Raw genomic sequence first — 17,628 nt, 5'->3', positions numbered from 1 at the left:
CATGACCAATTCTACTGAGAAAACCAATGGCCCGGTTGTTGAGCGTGCAGGCGACAAGTGGCAGCCGACCGCCCACGCCATGGGTCCTTTCGGTGGTCTGCATGGGGGCGTTGTGTCCGGTCTGTTGACCGGTGAGCTCGAGGCCATGGGCCTCGACAAGGGATGGGGCAAGCCTGTGTCAGCAACTGCCTATCTGGTGCGACCTGCTCCGCTGGAGGAATTCGAGACCCAAACAGAAATCGTGCGCGAAGGGGCACGGCTTACGGTCGTTGAGAACAGTCTCATTGCGGGCGGCAAGCTGCGCTCCAAGGTCAGCATGGCATTCTTGAACGATGTTCCGGTGCCGGGCATGGAGCCGTATCCTGACGCCCCGAGTGATCCTGATGCTTTGACCGGGTGGGATTTCAGCCCTGTCTTCAACACCAAGACCTATCTGTCTGCTGTTGAGGTGCGCGACGACAAGGCTGCTCGCATGGTCTGGGTACGTCCAAAACAGCCGCTGACGGCCGCCTCCACGCCGTTTGCTCAAACAATTGCCATCGCCGATTATGCCACCTTGTTTGTGACCTATCTGGATGGCAACCGGCCCAAGGCTGGCGGGTGGCCCAATGCTGATATCTCGCTGCACCTCTCCCGCCTCCCTGAGGGCGAATGGATCGGCGTTCGGCCACGTAGCAGTTGGCACCCGACCGGCACCGGTTTTACCGAGGCAGAAATATTTGACGCGCGCGGGTGGATCGGGCGGTCCGGGCAAAGCGTGGCTTTGCTGCCAATGCCTGAAGACGCCTAGAAGCAGTCTCTACCGAACGACAGGAGGGAAAGGCGCTTCTGGGTCGCCGTTTTCTTCGCGCACGGCCTTGCGATACGCCTTGGGCGACTTGTAGGCACCATAGGCTTTGAAGTCCGACGGCTTGGCGGGCACCAGTTTGCCTTTGGTCTTGGGCAAAATCTTGTAGAGCTTCCCATCACGGCCGATGATCGGCAGCGGCGCCTTGCGGCGTGAGAAGACGCGGCGCATGGAAGCGGACTCATCCACGAAAGCTTCGAGTTCCTCGTCATCTTTTTCAAACAGCAGCTCGTAGGAGGCCAGGAATTCATCGACGAATTCCTTCTCTACGCTGGCGAGGTTCGACAGTACCCAGCAGCGGTCTTCGAAGGACCAGTAATATCCAAGTCCCACAAGTTCGCGCTTCTTGTTGAAGTACGGAAAGAACGGGAAAGCCCGACAGGCCAGCGTGCGATTGTCACGTTCGCAGAAGGCGGCACCTTTGCACTCAATTGCTTTGCAGCTTGAGTGGAGGTCATCAACGATTTCGCGACTGGTCTTGTCGAAGGGCTCAAATTTGCTCCACAGGTCCGTGCGGCCCTTGAGAAGCTTCCATTCTGATTTTTGAACAATCGGGATCGCGTGTCCCGTCGTGCAGCACACCGGCTCTCCGCCATTGAGCGGAGCGCAGTAGCGCCCGCAATCATGACGCGACGCGATGGACGCGCCAAAGCGGGCGTAAATCTCAGCGAAGTCTTTGGCTTTGGCCGTCATGCCGCTACTCGTTCTCATTACAAATTCAGTTTGCCGAATCGGGCAACTATAGCGTGAGATTTATCTGTGTTACTGCAAACCCACGCCTGCCCAGCTCGTTGCTGACTTGATGGCGCAACAAAGCCACAGCGGACTTCAAAGGAAAAACCATGCGTTCTTTCGGTGTTGTGATCGTCCTCATCGCGTTGGCCATTCCGGCCTACTGGTTTGCTCAGCTTACGCCGAACCGCGATGCGGAAGCCCTGTTCAGTCAGTATCTCGGTGTCACAGCGCTGGTTGCCATGGGACTGTCCCAGTTGCTGGCGACGCGCATGGCATTTCTGGAGCCAATCTTCGGTGGGCTTGACCGCATCTATGTGCTGCACAAATGGCTTGGTGTCGGCGCCATTGTCGCCATTTTGCTCCACGACACCATTGACGCCGAGATGGAGGCCCTTGGCCGTCAGACGGGCTTGATGGAGTTTGCAGAGACCCTGGGTGAGATAAGCCTCTACGGCATTCTCATTCTGGGCGTTTTGACCATCGCAACGTGGGTGCCGTATCAGTTCTGGCGTTTGACGCACAAATTCATGGGCGCGTTCTTTGTACTATCAGCATTGCACTTCATTTTTATCGGCAAGCCATTTGATCTGGGCGACCCCCTTGCTGTCTATGTCCTAGCATTTTGTGCGGTCGGAACACTTTCCTACCTCTACACACTGGTGCCATTCGGCATTCTTCAGGGCAGAGCCGCCTATGAGGTGGCCGCGGTTGATAAAACCGACGATACGGTTGCCATCAGTCTCAAACCTTTGAAGGGCGGCATCTCCCACCTCGCGGGGCAATTTGCATTCGTCTCTTTTGTGGTGCCGGGCAAAAGCGAAGTGCATCCCTTCACCATCAGTTCTGCCCCCAATGCGGATAAGACTATTCGGTTCACCGCCAAGGCTCTTGGCGATTACACGCGATCTTTGGGTGAGCTTGCGGTCGGCACACGGGCGCGGGTCTCTCGGGCCTATGGCCACTTCCTGCCGTCAAAGCGGAGCAGTTGCGATGTGTGGATTGGGGCCGGTATCGGGATCACTCCGTTTCTGGCCTGGTCTGGACGAGGTGACCTGGTACCGCGACCAACGCATCTTTTCTACAGCGTTCAATCCAGAAACAATGCGGTGGGCCTTCACGAGCTTGAGGTTGCGGCAGCTAGAGATCCGCAGCTGACATTGCATGTGGTGGATTCAAAGGTCTCCGGACGCCTCACGGCGGACATGATTTCTGATGCCGTTGGTGGTGTCGGCAAGGGCGTGAATGCCCATTTCTGTGGTCCCAAGCCCATGCGTAAGGCGTTGAAAGACGGACTGGTCGCCAAAGGGATGCGCCGAAGCGCGTTCCACTATGAAGAATTCGAAATCAGGTCAGATCTGGGTCTGCGCAAAATGTCAGGTTGGCTGATGGCACGGAGCCTTCGTCGCTTCAGCAAGACGACTAGTAGCTAAGGCAGCGGTTCAGCTTTTTCTGATTGCCGTTGTAGCGTTTCCAGCACCCGTCGCGCAGTGCATCGCGCCAATGGGCCTGGCCATTGAGGCATGAGTGCCGCTTGCGGTCATTGCCGCTATAGCGCTGCCAGCAGCCGTCCTTGAGGGCGTTTTGCTGCAGGTCCGACAGGCCGGATGATCCGCCGCCACCGAAGAAACCACCGCCACCGGAATTGTTGTTTCCGTAGTAGTCGCTGTGATCGTGGCCGTTGTTGCCGCCATAATATGGATCATTGCCGTAGTACCCATCGCGGTTCTGCCGGTTGCCATAGCGGTTGTTGCCATACTGACCGTTCCCGTAGGGGCCATCATTGTAGTATCCGTCATCATACGGATCGTTCTCATAGTAGCCGCCGTGCTGGTTACCGCCGCCGTAGTAGCCACCGCCGCCGCCGAGGTTGCTCATGTTCAAACAACGGTTGAGTTTGGATCCGTTGCCGGAATAACGGGCATGGCATCCATCAATAAGGGCATTCTTCCAGTGGGCCTGACCATTGAGACACTGGTAGCGCTTGTGCTGATTGCCTGAGTAGCGTTTCCAGCACCCGTCCTTGAGGGCGTTGCGCTGCAGATCGCTCATGGCCGAGCGTGCGTCGCCATATTGCGCGCTGGCTGGTGCTGAGATCAGAACTGTCGCGGCAAGAGTGCCAATGATGGCGAGGCTGCTAACGAGAAAACGGCGCATCCTGTGACCCCCGGATAGGTGATGCGATTGAGTATGCCTCCCACAATATGGGGGGCAAGATGACGCCAACATGAACGAAAAAAGGCCCCGGCAAATGCCGGGGCCTTTTCAGTATCTGTGTGGTGCGCGCGGTTACGCGGCAGAGCGCTTGTCCAGGGGCACCACTTCTCGCTGATCTTCGCCCACATAGGCTGAAAGCGGGCGGATAAGCTTGTTGTCGGGCACCTGCTCCATGATGTGAGCGGTCCAGCCAGTGATGCGGCTCATGACGAACAATGGCGTGAACATGGGAATGTCGAAGCCCATCAGGTAGTAGGCAGGCCCCGCCGGGAAATCGAGGTTTGGATAGATGTTCTTGTCATCGATCATGGTCTGAGCCAGATTCTTGGACATCTCCACCCACTTCTCGCCGCCCTTGATCTCCGCCATCTTGTAGAAGGCTTCCGTCATGGTCGGGACTCGGCTGTCGCCGGACTTGTAGACGCGGTGGCCAAAGCCCATGACCTTGCGCTTTGATGCCAGAGCATCGCGCAGCCACTGAGCGGCTTTTGCAGGGTCATCGATTTCGATCATCATGTGCATCACAGCTTCGTTGGCACCGCCATGAAGCGGACCTTTGAGCGCGCCGATGCCGCCAACGACTGACGAATAGATGTCAGATGTTGTGGACGTGATCACACGTGCTGCAAATGTGGACGCGTTGAAGGAGTGCTCTGCATACAGGATCATCGAGATGTCGAAGCAATCGATGACCTCCTGTGCAGGCACTTCGCCAAAGCACATGTTGAAGAAGTTTTCCGAGAAACCCAGTTCGGGGTCCGGTGCGATGGGCTCAAGGCCATTACGGCAACGATAGTCCGCTGCGATGCAGGTCGGGATGCGGGCGAGCATCTTGATGGATTTTTCAAGATTGGACTCAGCGCTGGCGTCCTCCGTTGTCGGGTCTTCCTGGCCAAGGAAACTGACGGCCGTGCGGATCGTGTCCATCGGATGCGCGTTCTTGTTGAAGCGCTTGATGACTGCGAGCAGATCGTCAGAGATGGCGCGGAAGCCGATTTCCTGTTCCACCAGCTGTGCGAGCTGGGCCTTGTTCGGCAGCTGACCGTGCCACAGCAGATACGCTGTCTGCATGAAGTCAGCGTGCTTGCACAGGTCCTGCACGGCATAGCCTCGATAGGTGAGAGAGTTTGTCTCGTGCATCACCTTTGAAACGGCGGTGGTGTCGGTCACGACACCGGCGAGGCCGTATTTGATATCTTCGGCGGGTACGTCGCTCATTTGGTTTTCACCTCCTGTTGCCGGTCATAACGGTGTGCCGTTCAACCGGTTATCGTTTCGTCAGACCTTGAAGTTGAAGATCGACGTGTCGAACTTGTTGTAGTCTTCGTAATTCAAAAGCTCATAGAGCCGGGCGCGTGTCTGCATGTCCGGCACGACGCCTTCCTGGGTCCCTTCGTCGCGAATGCGCTCGAAGGCACTCTCTACAGCACCCATGGCAAGGCGCAGGCTTGTAACCGGATAGATCACCAGGTTGATGCCGAGATTCTGCATCTGAGTTGTGGTGAGCAGATCGGATTTCCCGAACTCGGTCATATTGGCAAGGATGGGGACATCAATGCCTTTGCGGAACGCTTCAAAGTCGCTTTCGTCCTTCATGGCTTCCGGGAAGATGGCGTCAGCACCGGCATCCACATAGGCCTTGGCCCGGTCGATGGCCGCTTCGAGACCTTCCATAGAGCGCGCGTCTGTGCGGGCCATGATGGTGAAGTTGGGGTCCTTGCGGGCTTCAACCGCTGCCTTGATGCGCCGAACCATGACTTCCGTTGGCACCACTTCCTTGTTGTCGAGGTGGCCGCAACGCTTGGGGTTCAACTGGTCTTCCAGATGAAAGCCGGCGAGGCCCTGGTTCTCCATTTCCACCATCGTGCGATAGGAGGACATGGGCTCACCAAAACCTGTGTCCACATCAATGAGGCAAGGCAGGTTGGTGGAGCGGGCAATCTGGTGGCCACGGGTGGCTACTTCGGTGAGTGTGGTCAGGCCGATATCCGGCAGGCCGAGATCAGCGGAGAGCACGGCACCGGAAATGTAGATGCCGTCAAACCCCTGTTCTTCCAGCAGGCGGGCAACCAGGGGAGAGAAGGCCCCGGGGACGCGCTGAAGCGTCCCCGAGTTGATCCCGTCCTTGAAGGCCTTGCGCTTTTCAGCAGCGGTCTTCGTGACATTCAGCATTAAAAGATGCCCTTCTTGTCGGCGATGCGCTTCACTTTGGCAGCAGGTACCTGGACGTTCAGGTTGCCCAGTTCGTCTGCCTTGAGCTTGGGAAGACGCTCAGCTGTTTCAATGAAACGATCAGCTTCGTTCTTGGTGATGATGCCGTCGGTCAGCGTCATGAACTTGTTGATGTAGTGCTCACGCTCAAACGGACGTGCGCCGTAGGGGTGTGCGTTGGCCACAGCCATTTCGTCTTCGAGCTGCGTGCCGTCCTTGAAGATGATCTCGATGCGGGCACCGAATGCTTTCACCTTCGGGTCACGTGAGTGGTAGCGCTCGGTCCACTTTGGATCTTCCGTTGTGCGGATCTTGTGCCACAGGCGCACGGTGTCTGGGCGCGCTGCGCGCTTGGGTGCGTATGACTTCACATGGTGCCATGCGCCGTCCTGCAGGGCGACGGCGAAGATGTACATGATCGAGTGGTCCAGTGTTTCACGGCTGGCTTTGGGATCCATCTTCTGTGGGTCGTTTGCGCCCGTACCGATCACGTAGTGCGTGTGGTGTGACGTATGGATAACGACTTCCTTGATCTTGTCGAAGTCGTCGATCTTTTCACCCATGCGGAATGCGAGGTCGATCAGAGCCTGGCTCTGGTACTCGGCGGAGTGTTCCTTGGTGTAGGTCTCAAGGATTGCACGCTTGGGTTCGCCCGCACCGGGAAGCGGCACAGTGTAGTCAGCGGTTGGGCCATCAAGGATCCAGGCGATGACAGAGTCTTCACCTTCATAGATTGGCGAAGGAGCCCCTTCACCGCGCATGCAACGGTCAACGGCTTCAATCGCGAGCTTGCCTGCGTGAGATGGTGCAAACGCCTTCCAGGATGAAATCTCACCCTTGCGTGACTGACGCGTAGAGACCGTCGTGTGCAGGGCCTGCTGGATTGACTGATAGATTGTATCAGTCGGCAGTTTCAGCATCGCACCGATGCCGCCTGCAGCTGATGGCCCAAGATGAGCAATGTGGTCGATCTTGTGCTCGTGGAGGCAGATGCCTGTCACGAGGTCGACCTGAAGCTCGTAGCCGGCTGCGAGGCCGCGAACGAGGTTCTTGCCGGTCTGGCCGGTCTGCTGAGCCACCGCAAGGATCGGTGGAATGTTGTCGCCAGGGTGGGAGTAGTCAGCGGCAAGATATGTGTCGTGGAAATCGAGTTCACGAACAGCCGTGCCGTTTGCCCATGCTGCCCACTCCGCGTGGAAGCGCTGGTTGTTTGGCATGCCGAAGACCGTTGCGCCGCCCTTGCGCGGATGCGCCAGCGCCTGAACGCGCGCGGTGGCTGGAGCGTGGCGGTTCACGGAGGCGATGGCGACGGAAGCGTTGTCGATCACGCGGTTGATGATCATCGCTTCGACGTCTTTATCGACCGGCACTTTGTCAGCGCAGACTTCGGCCATCTTCCAGGCGAGCTGCTTCTCGCGCGGCAGATGTTTCTTGGATGGATAGACGCGGACTTTGTGCTTCTTCATGGGGAAGTTTCTCTCGATCGGTTTTGTTGCAATATCCGGGCGCAGGCCGCGATGTCGGCCGTGTCTCGGACGGGGGTTAATGGGACCCGTTTTTATTGGCGCGCGCACAAATGCGTGCAGCAGCTACGCGTGCGTCCAATTTGGGCGCCACTTTGGCTTTTTCCCTTTGTGAGTCAAGCTTCTGGCAGCATTTAGCGTTGGGTAAGCGCGCTGCTTACACACTTGTACGCAAAACGAAAAACCCGGCTGACGTAGCGGCAATGGGGGCGTCAGCCGGGTCCGTTGAACGATTGTTGTGTGGAACGCGCCTAGAACGAAACAGACGTGCCGATATAGGCCGTTCTTGGTTCGCCCGGGAAATAGCGGAAACTGCGGAAAGCAAAGTCCGCCCGCTCTGCAAATTCCACATTGCCGATATTCATGATGCGGCCTGTGACTTGAACATTGTCCGTTACGTCCACACGGGCGCGCAGATTGAGCACGTTGTGGCCGTCATACTCGTTGATGTTGGCGGCATCGACGAAATACTCATCGACGAACACGTATTCGAGTTCAGCGCGGGCACGGTCCATGAACTCCCAGCCCAGACGCGCGTTGCCTGTCCAGCGTGGTGCTGTATCGACATCTGTGCCGGACCGGATGGCTTCGGTTTGCTGCGCGGCACTGGTGATCGGCCGGTCAAACTCATATTGGTGCACCGCATAGGTGCCGGATACGCCGAGGTCAAAACCCAGCGGCAGGTCCGCTGTGCCATCAAACTCAATACCGCGATGGGATGTCTCGCCGTCCGTCACATTGAAGCCGTCCGCGTCGCGGAAGAAGAAGTTGTCCTTCTCGGCATAGAAACCGGCGAGTGATGCGGATACGGGACCGACCTGTGTCCGCGCGCCAATTTCATAGCTGTCCAGTGTTTCTGAATCGATATCGCCAACGACCTGATTGCGCTGCAGGCGATAGAGGTCGGTTACCTGCGGTGCCCGCGCGGCGCGCGCGATGTTGGCGTAGACCTCAGTGCCGTCCTTTACTTCATGGACGATGCCGAGTTTCGGTGTGACGTTGAAGAAATCGTCCGTGCGGTCTGCGGCACGCTGAAAACGTCCCACAGTGTTGGACGCGGTCCGGTTGTCATAGTCGTAGCGCGTCCAGTCGAAGCGCACGCCGGTGGTGACGCGGGTTTTCGGCGCTACCTGCCATTCTGCATGAACGTAGGGAGCGACAACGGTCTGCGTTGCCTCAAAGTCGTAGTGGATGCCTTGGGTGAACGTGCCGAAGGTTGGACGCGACTGGGTCTCTTTGAGATAGCCATTGGTGTACTCAAGGTCGAGGCCGGCAACGATTGAGTGGCCGCCGTCGAGGTCCACATAAAGAGACGTCAGGGCGCCAGCGCTCCAGTGCCCGGTTTCTTCAAGGGACTGGTCGGGCACAAAGTGGCGCAGGAACTCCATATCGTTGACGCGCGCAAAGGGCGTGACAGACAGCGTCATTGCCGGGCTGATCTCACGGTCCCAGCGCAGGGAGGTGCGCAGTGACCAGGCGTCGCGAAACGCTTCGGGATTTGGGTTTGACCGCGCAATGTCGCTTTGGCGATAGGCTTCAAAACCACGAATGAACCCTGCCGTTTCCTGGTTCAGGTTTTGACCTGACACGAGAAACTTGAAGGTGTCGGCGTCAGACTCATGCAGCAGGCTTATGGTTGCCTTCTGCTGGCCGACACTGGCGTGCTCGCGGAAGCTCTCGTCTTCAAGCAAAGCAACGCTGGCACGATAGGCTGTGTTGTCCGTAATGGCGCCCGTTACATCCGCTGTGCCCTTGTCGCGGTGGCCGCCTGTCTCAAACGACAGTGTACGCTTGGCCACAAAACTTGGGTCCGGTGTGATGACGTTGATGAGGCCGTGCACAGCGTTGGAGCCATAGAGCGCTGAGCCAGGGCCGCGCACGACTTCTATGCGCTCCGCTGTTTCAAACTGCGCATCGAAGAGGCCGTTGACGTTGCCCCAGCCTGCCGCCCGAAGAGGGATGCCATCTTCGAGATAGAGGAATGAGCCCTGGCCTGCACCGCCGGTGAGGACCGGTGACCGAATTGAAGTCAGGTGCTCCTGTCCGTCATTCGAATGCACATAGACGCCGGGCACGCGGTTGAGCAGTTCAGCCGGGTTGTCCTGGCTGACGAGCTCTATCTCTTCGCTATCAACAACTGCCGTGTTGCCTGCCAGCTCGCTTTGGGGCTGCGGAGACCTGGTGGCCGTGATCACCACAGGATCCAGCTCAACTGCGGATTCTGTGGCGGCCTCCTGGGCTGCGGATGTGGTGGCAAATGTTGCGGTGGCGGCCAGCAGAGCCGATGCGGCGACTGCCAAACCCAAGTGGTTTGGTCGGGTATTTTTCATGGGTCACAGCAATAAAGGCGCGGGAACACTGCCGCAAGCACCTATGGCGCGATCAAAGTACGTATCTGTGGTCATCGTTAACCCCACGCAACCTTTGCGCGACATATATAGCGTTCGTATCGATTGGCTTGTATTGTTGGCCGGACATTTTGGGTCAGACTTTTTGCGAATCACTTCTGCCTGGAGAGACATTTGAATTCGGTGGTGCAGTTGCGATCAAACGTCCGGTCCCGGACGGAGCCCGCGTCCTCACAGCCGCAAAAGGGGCAGGAGCGCGACTGGAATTTGTTGTGGGAAGAGGCGCTGGCCTCAAAAGACCCGCTTAGGCTGTTTGACGTTCTGGCCAGCCGGCTTGCTGATTTCGGTTTTGATCAGGTTGCGTATGTGAACTTCCAACACTCCGCTGACCTTTTGGAAGCAAAATCGGAAGATGATCCTGACGGTAGTGCCAATGCGCGCCGGACCGTCAATTATGGTGAGGACTGGATCGAGTTTTACGGGCGCGAAGGCTACTTCGAAGACGACGTATTGTTTGATCTGGCTCTCACAAACCAGCGGCCCATTGAGTGGGATCAGGTGCAGAGCTCCATCGACCTCACGAAGCGGCAGCAGGAAATATTTGACGCAGGTTTTGATGCGGGTCATCGGTTTGGCGTCACAATTCCCTTCCACGGACCGGTTGGACGGGTAGCCACCCTTTCTATTTCCACCAGTGGTGCGCAGTCGGATATCCCGCGGGATCCTGTGCAGGTTTTTGCTTTGTCTGCGCAGTTCCACGCGATGTTTGATGCATTGGCGGGATCAAAAGAGATTGTGCCGCCGCCACCGCGTCTCAGCGCGCGTGAATATGAGTGCCTCTCATGGGCGGCTCAGGGCAAAAGCAATCGCGATATCGCTCAGATTATCGGCATTTCTGACCCGACAGTTCAGTTTCACATGGGCAATGTGATGAAGAAGCTGAAAGTTTCGTCCAGGGTTTCGGCGGTTTTTGAGGCGTCCCGTATGGGTTTGCTGCGCTAGCAGACCAAGCAAAACGCCAGTTTTTGGCGGGATTTGACGCCGCATTCTGCTGAAAAAGGTGTTTTACGCCGCCTGCCTCATCTAAGGCCCACGAATTTCGACTGCAAACAACTATGCAGGTCGATAGGTGGTTTTTGTTCCCGATTTGAGTCGTGCTTGCTGTCATACCGGCCACAGATGTGTGGGGGTCCGGGTGAGTAACGGTAGGTGGGTGCCATGCAGCAAAGAGACGCAAACTTGAAGATGGAATCGGGTCACATCGGCAGTGAAATGGATGTGCGGTCCAATGCCGCGCAATCTAGAAATGTGGGGCCAGTTGACGGCTCTGAAAAGATACCGCTCATTCGTCGGTCCCGGCAGCGGGACGAGTTGGAGTACGACTTGCTGCTTGTTCTTTTGTGGGCCAGCAAGAACGTGCCCAGTGACATGTTCGACCAGATTTATACCTTGATCTGGAGCTTTACGCGTCTGGACAATGGCGAGCGGGAACAGGCGTTGGCTGAGATCCGGAGCCTGGGCGATGCTCGTTTCGGCGAAGGCCGCGATGCCAAGAGCCCGCCCAAGCGCTAAGGCGGTGTAGGATGTTGGCCTAGAAGCTGGCCCAAAAGGAGATGAAGGCACCGGACTCTCTTACCGTCTGAATGCCGGACATCGTCCTTAGGCCACCCAGTTCAACATGCCTGTCCTCGGCAAACTGCCAGCGCAGTGACGCCTGCACCTTCTGAGACACGAACTGCTGGAATGGTGCACGGGCGTTGCCGATGGCGGCGACGGTCAGGGACTGGGTCATGATTGTCCAGTCCGGGCCCAGGTTGATGCCGTATGTCATGTCGAGGCGAATTTCGTCCGGTGCCTTGCCGCCGCGGTGGCGGTAGGCAAGCTGCGTGTCTGCAAAGTCATTCAGACCAAAGAGTGTTCCCGGCACGCCGTGGAGCAGCCGGACGTCGATGTCTGTGTGCCCCGATGTGATGAGCGGGTTTTGCCTGTCATGCTCGCGCATCGGCAGAATGACACTGGCCTGAAGGGCGAGGACCGACCGGTCTTCTTCAAACACCCAGACACGGGCACGGGCCCCTGCTTCGATTGTGGCAAGGCCGGTTCGGCGCTGTGAGCCCACAATGGTGTGTTGGAGGGTCGGCTTTACCAGCAGGGTCACGCTTTCCCGCCAGCCGTGTTCCACATAGGCATCCAGTTCGGTTTTTTCGAAATCTGCGTCACCCACAATCTGCCCGCCAGCATCAAAAGCATGGGGCGCTGTCGTGGTTGTCAGTCGGGCAATGATGCTCGTGCGGCCCTGAGGCTGGGGCCAAGCGCCGGCTTGAGCCGGAATTGTGGCCAGAGCAGCCGTCAGGCTGCATGCCGTATAGACATAGACAGCGCAAAGCCGCTTTTGTGCCCCAAACGGCAAGAAACTTCCCAAGAGATACCCCAAATTCCCCTATTGCGTGTGCTGGGTAGCAAAATGGGAAATGGCCTTCGGGTCAATCGGGTTAGCGTGGAGGTCTGTTCTGTTGCCCTGTTGTCAGGCTGATGAGGAGCGCAGGCGTGCCGCTGCGAGCTTGATGGCACCGTAAAACAAGCCACCGGCCAAAATGCCGGCAAGGTTTGCTGCAAGGTCCCCAAGTGAGGCGGACCTTCCCGGGACGAAGATCTGAGCGCCCTCGATAACCAGCCCCAGAATGAATGCCGTCACCAGGCCTCCCCAGGGTCTGCGTGGTAATCCGAAAGCCAGCAGGAAGCTGATGACGAAGAAAGCACCTGAATGGGCATAGACCTGAAGATGGTCCGGGGGACCTCCATAGGGCATGACGGCAAAAGCCAAGGCACCACCAGAGGCGGCGACGGCCAGAATAATAGCTGTCATGGGGGAAAGGCGGGGCACGGCGGCGCTTTCACAAAGGAGGTGTGTATGGCGGAAGCGCTATCATGCGCCGGGAGGTGCTGTCTGTGGGTTAATGGGGTGGGTAATCGTGATCACGACAGATCACATGGCTGAACACATTGCCGTTAGTACGGTGTGATTTTCTGCAGGTCTGTTGTGATTGGGCAATTGGTTGGAGAACCGCCATTCTCTGCGCACACCATTCAGGACGTGCTCCACCTGGTGCGGGCACTGTTTAGAAGGAATTCAGCACATGACGTATTTTCAAACCCGGACACTGGCCTCGCGGTTTTCAGTGAACCTGGCTATGTCCATTCTCATGCTCGTTGCTGCAGCTGTGTTGGCGGCGCCAGCCCATGCCGCCAAGGATCCGGTTTATACTGGCCTCTTCAGCAATGTCGCTGTCAGCGGGTATGACCCGGTGGCCTACTTCCGCGAAGGCAAGCCGGTTGAAGGTTCTGCTGCTTTCGAAGCGGAGCATGACGGATACACATACCGGTTTGCGAACCAGACCAATCTTGATGATTTCATTGCTGATCCTGAGGCCTTTGCACCTCAGTATGGCGGATATTGCGCTTGGGCTGTGTCTCAGGGCTACACGGCATCCGCTGATCCGAGTAACTGGACCATTGTCGATGGCAAGCTCTACCTGAACTACAACGATGATGTGCAGTCCACCTGGGAAACCGACATTCCTGGGTTCATTGAAAAGGCTGACAGCAACTGGCCGACGGTTCTTCAGTAAAAGACTGCGGATGGCAAGCACCGTCTCGCGTTGCGGTTTGTGTTGCAGCAAAAGCATGCCGGTCGTATCTCTTGGCCATGTTCAAACAGGCCTTCTCCAGACTAACTTCAGCCGTCCTTCCTGCGGCCCGACCTGCAGCACGCGTGCCTGAGGGCACGCGTGTCTATGCCATCGGAGACATTCACGGGCGGGCTGACCTGCTCGACCAGCTCCACGACAAGATTCTGGAAGACGCCAGACATGCCGGTGTTCAGCGTCACGTGGTCGTCTATCTGGGCGATTATGTGGACCGGGGGCTCGACAGCAAAGGGGTGATTGACTGCCTGCTTGCAGACCCGTTGCCGGGGTTCGAGAAGGTCTTCTTGAAGGGCAATCACGAGGACGCTTTTCTAAAGTTCTTTCTGGAACCTGAGTTCGGCCGCGACTGGAAGTACTATGGCGGTCTGGAGACCCTCATGAGTTATGGGGTCAAGGCATTGCCCCTCAAAGACGAGCCGGACGCCTTCGTGGCCGCGCGCGATGAACTGGCCAGAGGTTTCCCTTCCAGTCATCTGGACTTCCTGGGTGGCCTTCGCCTCTGGCACGAAGAGGGTGATTTCTACTTTGCCCATGCCGGAGTGCGTCCCGGTCTGCCGCTTGAAGAGCAGACCGGACAGGACCTGATGTGGATCCGCGACGACTTCCTCACCAGCGATATGGATTTCGGGAAGGTTGTGGTGCATGGGCACACGCCAGAAGAACAACCGGTCCAGCGCGCCAACAGAATCGGCATTGATACCGGGGCCTACATCACCGGTATCCTGACCTGCGCCGTGCTTGAGGAATCTGAATGCCGGTTCATCCAGATTGGTGCCTGAAGGCGCCATCTGGGGATCATGTGGCTGCCCCGGCACAATGGCCATGGAAATTAACTCTCTTGCGCCCAGCCCCTTGAGTTGTGCGCTGCAAGAAGGCTACTGTTTTTCTAATATTTTTGTTGTGAGAGGCTGAACCCATGCGTCGCCTGTTTTTTGTAGTTATCGCGTCCATTGCGGCGTCAATAGTTGCGGTTTCCGGTGCGTCTGCGCAGGTTGATCCTCGTGGTGGCGGTCCTGATGGTGGCGGTCCTGCCTTGGTCGTCCCGGGCCTTGATGATTTGATTGGGGGCATCCCGGTAATTGCTATCCCGGATAATATTGAAGCGCCTGGTGGTCTTGCAGGTGTCTCAGATCTTGACCCACTCCTGCTTGCTCAGGTTCAGGCTGCTGCCCAATCCGGTGACGAAGCTGCCATTGCTACTCTTGCTGAGAACAACCCGACTTTTGCAGCCAGCATCGCCAAGGAAGCTGCCAAGGTAAATCCAGGCAAGGCGGCTGATTTCGCTAAGGCCGTTGTGGAAAAAGTGCCAGCGGCGCGTGCTGATGTGCAGCGTGAAGTTGTGGCAGTTGTTCCGACCGCCAAAGATGCAATTGAGACAAAGATTGCTGAGGTGCCAACCACACCGACAACAGGTGGCGAGCAGGAACAAGCCAACAATGGCGGCGAAGAAGAAGAAGTCGTTACGGGCTCTATCCCGAACAACAATAACAACAATGATAACAACAATGACCCGGTCGTGGTCGCGAACAACAATGCTGTTGAGAACGCGCTCCAGGACACGGGTGAGGGCAGCCCTCAGCTTCCCTAGGCTTCAATGCCTACCATAGATCTTTGAAAGGCTCCGTATTCGCGGGGCCTTTCTCATTTGCGGCTCGCAAATGGTAGGAAGTGCAGCGGCGTCGGGACATGGCCTGTCAGCTTCATGTTCCATTCAGGTGATATGCCCCTTAATGGCACCCAGTTTGACCAAGGTTTTCAGCCCGTTCGTGCTGATCATGCGTTATTGGATCCGGAGTACTGACATGGTTTTTCGCACAGTTCTAAAGGCACTGCAGGGCTTTCTCGGCACGCTTTTGCTTGCGGGGATGTTTGCTGCGAGCATGGCCTCCACAGCGGCATCGCAATCTGACGCGGATGCCCGTGAATTGGTTTACAAACTGGGCACGGGCGACCGGGTTCGGGTCATTGTCTTCAACGAAGAAGATCTGTCCGGTGAGTTTGAGGTCGACAGTACCGGTAGCCTGGCGCTGCCACTGATCGGTAACATCTCGGCGCGTGGCCTGACCCTGCGGGAGTTTGAAACCTCCGTTGCAGATGCCCTGCGGGACGGTTACCTCAAGGATCCCCGGGTTAACGTCGAAGTCCTCAATTTTCGGCCGTTCTACATTATCGGTGAAGTTGAAAACGGCGGAGAATATGACTTCGTGCCGGAAATGACCGTGCTTAATGCCGTGGCTCTGGCTGGCGGGTACACCTACCGCGCTGATGACCGCCGGGTCTTTGTGACCAAGGCTGGCACCAATACCGAAGTTGAACATCGTATGGAATCCGCCATCAAGGTGCTTCCCGGCGATATCATTCGGGTGCCGGAACGCTTCTTTTAGGCGTTCGGCTGTTTGTCATGCTGTCAGCATGTCGTGTTGCTGCAATGCAACTAGACTCGCCACAGGCTCGCGTTTGACTGGCAAAACGGCTTTTTGCCTAGAGGAAATCGCCTCAATTGCGTAATTTGATCTTCAAACTGTCACTTAGGTGACAGAACAAAGCTGATACTTGTCTGAGCGTCGCAGTGTGTTGATGATGCCAGCGTGATGAAATTGGGGGTTTAGGCATGTCGCGTCTTCTTAAAACGGGTCTGGTGCTGGGACTGGGCTGCGTCATGGCGACGGCTGCGGCTGCGCAGGAAGCGCAGCGCGGCGTTGGTGTAATGGACCGTGAACGCCCGGACTATGACCCGATCGGCATTCGCGCCGGCGGCTTCATCATCTATCCAGCTGTTACGGGGTCTGTCGAATTCACAGATAACCTGTTCAATGCGCCTACCAACGAAGAAGATGACACGGTCTTCGCAGTGACGCCGGAAGTTCTGATTGAATCCCAGTGGAGCCGCCATGCCCTCAACTTTGAGGCGGCGATGACGTCGAACTTCCACTCCAACAACGACAGCGATGACGTCACCGATTACAACTTTGGTGTTGATGGTCGTGTTGATGTGACCCGCGATACTTTTGCAGAAGCAGCTGTTGGATATGCGGTCGCCCATGAAGACCGTGGTTCGCCTGATCTGCCCAGTGCTGCTGCTGAACCCGGTGAGTTCGAAGAGTTCTTCGCAAACGTCTTCTTGACACACCGCTTCAACCGTCTGACGCTTCGTCCGGGCTTTGAGTACATCGACACAGACTATGATGATGTGCCGCTGCGTCCGCCGGCAGGTGGCGTCGTCAACAATGACGACCGTGACCGTGACGAAAAAGTGGGCAGCCTGCGTGCATCCTTTGAAGTGTCGCCCGCATTCAGCGTGTTCGGTGAAGGCCGGTATCGTGAAATCAAGTACGATAACTTCGACGACAATCTTGGCGGTGGCGGCGTAGCGCGTCGTGACTCCGATGGTTTCGATGCTCTTGCCGGTACATCGTTTGATCTTGGTGCCCTGGCGCGCGGTGAAATCGGTGTTGGTTATACCGAGCAGGATTACGACTCTGCTCTGATCCCAAGTGTTGAAGGCTTCATCTATGAAGGTGGCGTTGAGTGGTTTGTGACGGAACTGACGACCGTCAACCTCAGCGGTGCCCGCAGCGTTGAAGAAACCACCATCAACAATTCCGCTGGTTACCTTTCATCATCCGTAGCGCTTGGCGTTGATCATGAACTGCGCCGCAACATCCTTGTCGGCGCGGATGTGAACTACTCGAACAGCGACTATGAAGGCATCAATCGCGATGACGACGTTATCGGGTTTGGTGTGGATGGCACCTATCTGGTCAACCGGAACTTCAGCGTTTCGCTTGGGTATGATTTTGAAAGCCGCGAGTCGAATGCTGCAGCATCTGACTACGACACGAATTCAGTCCTGCTGTCCCTGCGGGCTGCTCTCTAGCAGCTGCCTGGATGCCTAGTCGAATTGGACATGCCTGCGCGATGCTTCGCGCAGGCATGTTTTTTTGTGGTCGGGCCACAAAAACACCCGACAGACGTGTTATCGGTCGCATAAGGTTTGTCGCATAAGTTGTCTCTCCAAGTCTGGTCCAAGCTGCGACCAGCTT

17 protein-coding genes are annotated in these 17,628 nt (G+C 57.0%); 9 read left to right on the top strand and 8 right to left on the bottom strand.

Annotation, left to right across the window (positions count from 1 at the left end; all coding sequences use genetic code 11):
• Position 1 precedes the first annotated feature (1 nt).
• Positions 2 to 790 (top strand): thioesterase family protein, encoded by a 789-nt coding sequence (locus tag ABXH05_RS04115; RefSeq protein ID WP_353559903.1) that lies wholly within the window; start codon positions 2 to 4, stop codon positions 788 to 790.
• 9 nt (positions 791 to 799) lie between these two features.
• Here ABXH05_RS04115 and ABXH05_RS04110 read toward each other — a convergent pair whose 3' ends face one another.
• On the bottom strand, positions 800 to 1,558 hold the full coding sequence (locus ABXH05_RS04110; RefSeq protein ID WP_348137666.1) for a hypothetical protein: 759 nt from the start codon (positions 1,556 to 1,558) through the stop codon (positions 800 to 802).
• Positions 1,559 to 1,689: 131 nt separating this feature from the next.
• Between ABXH05_RS04110 and ABXH05_RS04105 the strand changes: the two genes are divergently transcribed.
• On the top strand, positions 1,690 to 3,012 hold the full coding sequence (locus ABXH05_RS04105) for a ferredoxin reductase family protein (RefSeq protein ID WP_353559902.1): 1,323 nt from the start codon (positions 1,690 to 1,692) through the stop codon (positions 3,010 to 3,012).
• Here ABXH05_RS04105 and ABXH05_RS04100 read toward each other — a convergent pair.
• The 5 genes from ABXH05_RS04100 to ABXH05_RS04080 form a co-directional block, all read right to left on the bottom strand.
• Positions 3,002 to 3,736 carry a hypothetical protein gene (locus tag ABXH05_RS04100; RefSeq protein WP_353559901.1) on the bottom strand — a complete coding sequence of 245 codons (735 nt, stop codon included), beginning with the start codon at positions 3,734 to 3,736 and terminating at the stop codon, positions 3,002 to 3,004. The genes ABXH05_RS04105 and ABXH05_RS04100 overlap by 11 nt on opposite strands.
• 132 nt (positions 3,737 to 3,868) lie before the next feature.
• On the bottom strand, positions 3,869 to 5,014 hold the full coding sequence (locus ABXH05_RS04095) for a bifunctional 2-methylcitrate synthase/citrate synthase (protein WP_353559900.1): 1,146 nt from the start codon (positions 5,012 to 5,014) through the stop codon (positions 3,869 to 3,871).
• 60 nt (positions 5,015 to 5,074) lie between these two features.
• Positions 5,075 to 5,968, bottom strand: a complete 894-nt coding sequence (gene prpB / locus ABXH05_RS04090) for a methylisocitrate lyase (RefSeq protein WP_353559899.1) — start codon at positions 5,966 to 5,968, stop codon at positions 5,075 to 5,077.
• Positions 5,968 to 7,473: an MmgE/PrpD family protein gene (locus tag ABXH05_RS04085; RefSeq protein WP_353559898.1), complete on the bottom strand. Its 1,506-nt coding sequence runs from the start codon at positions 7,471 to 7,473 to the stop codon at positions 5,968 to 5,970. The genes prpB and ABXH05_RS04085 overlap by 1 nt, the downstream gene beginning before the upstream one ends.
• 308 nt (positions 7,474 to 7,781) lie before the next feature.
• Positions 7,782 to 9,860: a TonB-dependent receptor gene (locus ABXH05_RS04080; RefSeq protein ID WP_353559897.1), complete on the bottom strand. Its 2,079-nt coding sequence runs from the start codon at positions 9,858 to 9,860 to the stop codon at positions 7,782 to 7,784.
• A gap of 201 nt (positions 9,861 to 10,061) precedes the next feature.
• On the opposite strand from ABXH05_RS04080, the gene ABXH05_RS04075 reads away from it, so the two are divergent.
• Both ABXH05_RS04075 and ABXH05_RS04070 read left to right on the top strand, forming a co-directional pair.
• Entirely contained in the window at positions 10,062 to 10,880 is an 819-nt protein-coding gene (locus ABXH05_RS04075; protein WP_353560976.1) for a helix-turn-helix transcriptional regulator, read from the top strand.
• 237 nt (positions 10,881 to 11,117) lie between these two features.
• Complete coding sequence (locus tag ABXH05_RS04070; protein ID WP_353559896.1) at positions 11,118 to 11,450, top strand: hypothetical protein; 333 nt, start codon at positions 11,118 to 11,120, stop codon at positions 11,448 to 11,450.
• Positions 11,451 to 11,469: 19 nt separating this feature from the next.
• Here the strand turns inward: ABXH05_RS04070 and ABXH05_RS04065 are convergent, their stop codons facing one another.
• Together ABXH05_RS04065 and ABXH05_RS04060 are read right to left on the bottom strand one after the other, a co-directional pair.
• Positions 11,470 to 12,288 carry a hypothetical protein gene (locus ABXH05_RS04065; RefSeq protein ID WP_353559895.1) on the bottom strand — a complete coding sequence of 273 codons (819 nt, stop codon included), beginning with the start codon at positions 12,286 to 12,288 and terminating at the stop codon, positions 11,470 to 11,472.
• A 114-nt stretch (positions 12,289 to 12,402) separates the two neighbouring features.
• Positions 12,403 to 12,762: a VanZ family protein gene (locus ABXH05_RS04060; protein ID WP_353559894.1), complete on the bottom strand. Its 360-nt coding sequence runs from the start codon at positions 12,760 to 12,762 to the stop codon at positions 12,403 to 12,405.
• A 253-nt stretch (positions 12,763 to 13,015) separates the two neighbouring features.
• Here ABXH05_RS04060 and ABXH05_RS04055 point away from each other — a divergent pair, with 253 nt between their 5' ends.
• From ABXH05_RS04055 to ABXH05_RS04035, 5 genes are all read left to right on the top strand, one after another.
• Positions 13,016 to 13,507, top strand: a complete 492-nt coding sequence (locus ABXH05_RS04055) for a YHS domain-containing (seleno)protein (RefSeq protein WP_353559893.1) — start codon at positions 13,016 to 13,018, stop codon at positions 13,505 to 13,507.
• A 77-nt stretch (positions 13,508 to 13,584) separates the two neighbouring features.
• The gene (locus ABXH05_RS04050) at positions 13,585 to 14,364 is read left to right on the top strand and encodes a metallophosphoesterase family protein (protein ID WP_353560975.1); all 780 of its coding nucleotides are present in this window, start codon (positions 13,585 to 13,587) and stop codon (positions 14,362 to 14,364) included.
• A 137-nt stretch (positions 14,365 to 14,501) separates the two neighbouring features.
• The gene (locus ABXH05_RS04045) at positions 14,502 to 15,173 is read left to right on the top strand and encodes a hypothetical protein (RefSeq protein WP_353559892.1); all 672 of its coding nucleotides are present in this window, start codon (positions 14,502 to 14,504) and stop codon (positions 15,171 to 15,173) included.
• Positions 15,174 to 15,387: 214 nt separating this feature from the next.
• Positions 15,388 to 15,969: a polysaccharide biosynthesis/export family protein gene (locus tag ABXH05_RS04040; RefSeq protein ID WP_353559891.1), complete on the top strand. Its 582-nt coding sequence runs from the start codon at positions 15,388 to 15,390 to the stop codon at positions 15,967 to 15,969.
• Between the two features lie 227 nt (positions 15,970 to 16,196).
• On the top strand, positions 16,197 to 17,462 hold the full coding sequence (locus ABXH05_RS04035) for an outer membrane beta-barrel protein (RefSeq protein ID WP_353559890.1): 1,266 nt from the start codon (positions 16,197 to 16,199) through the stop codon (positions 17,460 to 17,462).
• The last annotated feature ends 166 nt before the right edge of the window (positions 17,463 to 17,628 follow it).

The sequence above is a fragment of the Pyruvatibacter sp. HU-CL02332 genome (assembly GCF_040362765.1).
Lineage (GTDB): Bacteria > Pseudomonadota > Alphaproteobacteria > CGMCC-115125 > CGMCC-115125 > Pyruvatibacter.
Note: the sequence above shows the minus strand (reverse complement) of the source record. Positions and strands in the feature narration are given on the sequence as shown.

Excerpts from the sequence above, each read along its gene's own strand:
- ABXH05_RS04115 (WP_353559903.1), top strand. The coding sequence starts at position 2 with ATGACCAATTCTACTGAGAAAACCAATGGCCCGGTTGTTGAGCGTGCA.
- ABXH05_RS04110 (WP_348137666.1), bottom strand. The coding sequence starts at position 1,558 with ATGAGAACGAGTAGCGGCATGACGGCCAAAGCCAAAGACTTCGCTGAG.
- ABXH05_RS04105 (WP_353559902.1), top strand. The coding sequence starts at position 1,690 with ATGCGTTCTTTCGGTGTTGTGATCGTCCTCATCGCGTTGGCCATTCCG.
- ABXH05_RS04100 (WP_353559901.1), bottom strand. The coding sequence starts at position 3,736 with ATGCGCCGTTTTCTCGTTAGCAGCCTCGCCATCATTGGCACTCTTGCC.
- ABXH05_RS04095 (WP_353559900.1), bottom strand. The coding sequence starts at position 5,014 with ATGAGCGACGTACCCGCCGAAGATATCAAATACGGCCTCGCCGGTGTC.
- prpB (WP_353559899.1), bottom strand. The coding sequence starts at position 5,968 with ATGCTGAATGTCACGAAGACCGCTGCTGAAAAGCGCAAGGCCTTCAAG.
- ABXH05_RS04085 (WP_353559898.1), bottom strand. The coding sequence starts at position 7,473 with ATGAAGAAGCACAAAGTCCGCGTCTATCCATCCAAGAAACATCTGCCG.
- ABXH05_RS04080 (WP_353559897.1), bottom strand. The coding sequence starts at position 9,860 with ATGAAAAATACCCGACCAAACCACTTGGGTTTGGCAGTCGCCGCATCG.
- ABXH05_RS04055 (WP_353559893.1), top strand. The coding sequence starts at position 13,016 with ATGACGTATTTTCAAACCCGGACACTGGCCTCGCGGTTTTCAGTGAAC.
- ABXH05_RS04050 (WP_353560975.1), top strand. The coding sequence starts at position 13,585 with ATGTTCAAACAGGCCTTCTCCAGACTAACTTCAGCCGTCCTTCCTGCG.
- ABXH05_RS04045 (WP_353559892.1), top strand. The coding sequence starts at position 14,502 with ATGCGTCGCCTGTTTTTTGTAGTTATCGCGTCCATTGCGGCGTCAATA.
- ABXH05_RS04040 (WP_353559891.1), top strand. The coding sequence starts at position 15,388 with ATGGTTTTTCGCACAGTTCTAAAGGCACTGCAGGGCTTTCTCGGCACG.
- ABXH05_RS04035 (WP_353559890.1), top strand. The coding sequence starts at position 16,197 with ATGTCGCGTCTTCTTAAAACGGGTCTGGTGCTGGGACTGGGCTGCGTC.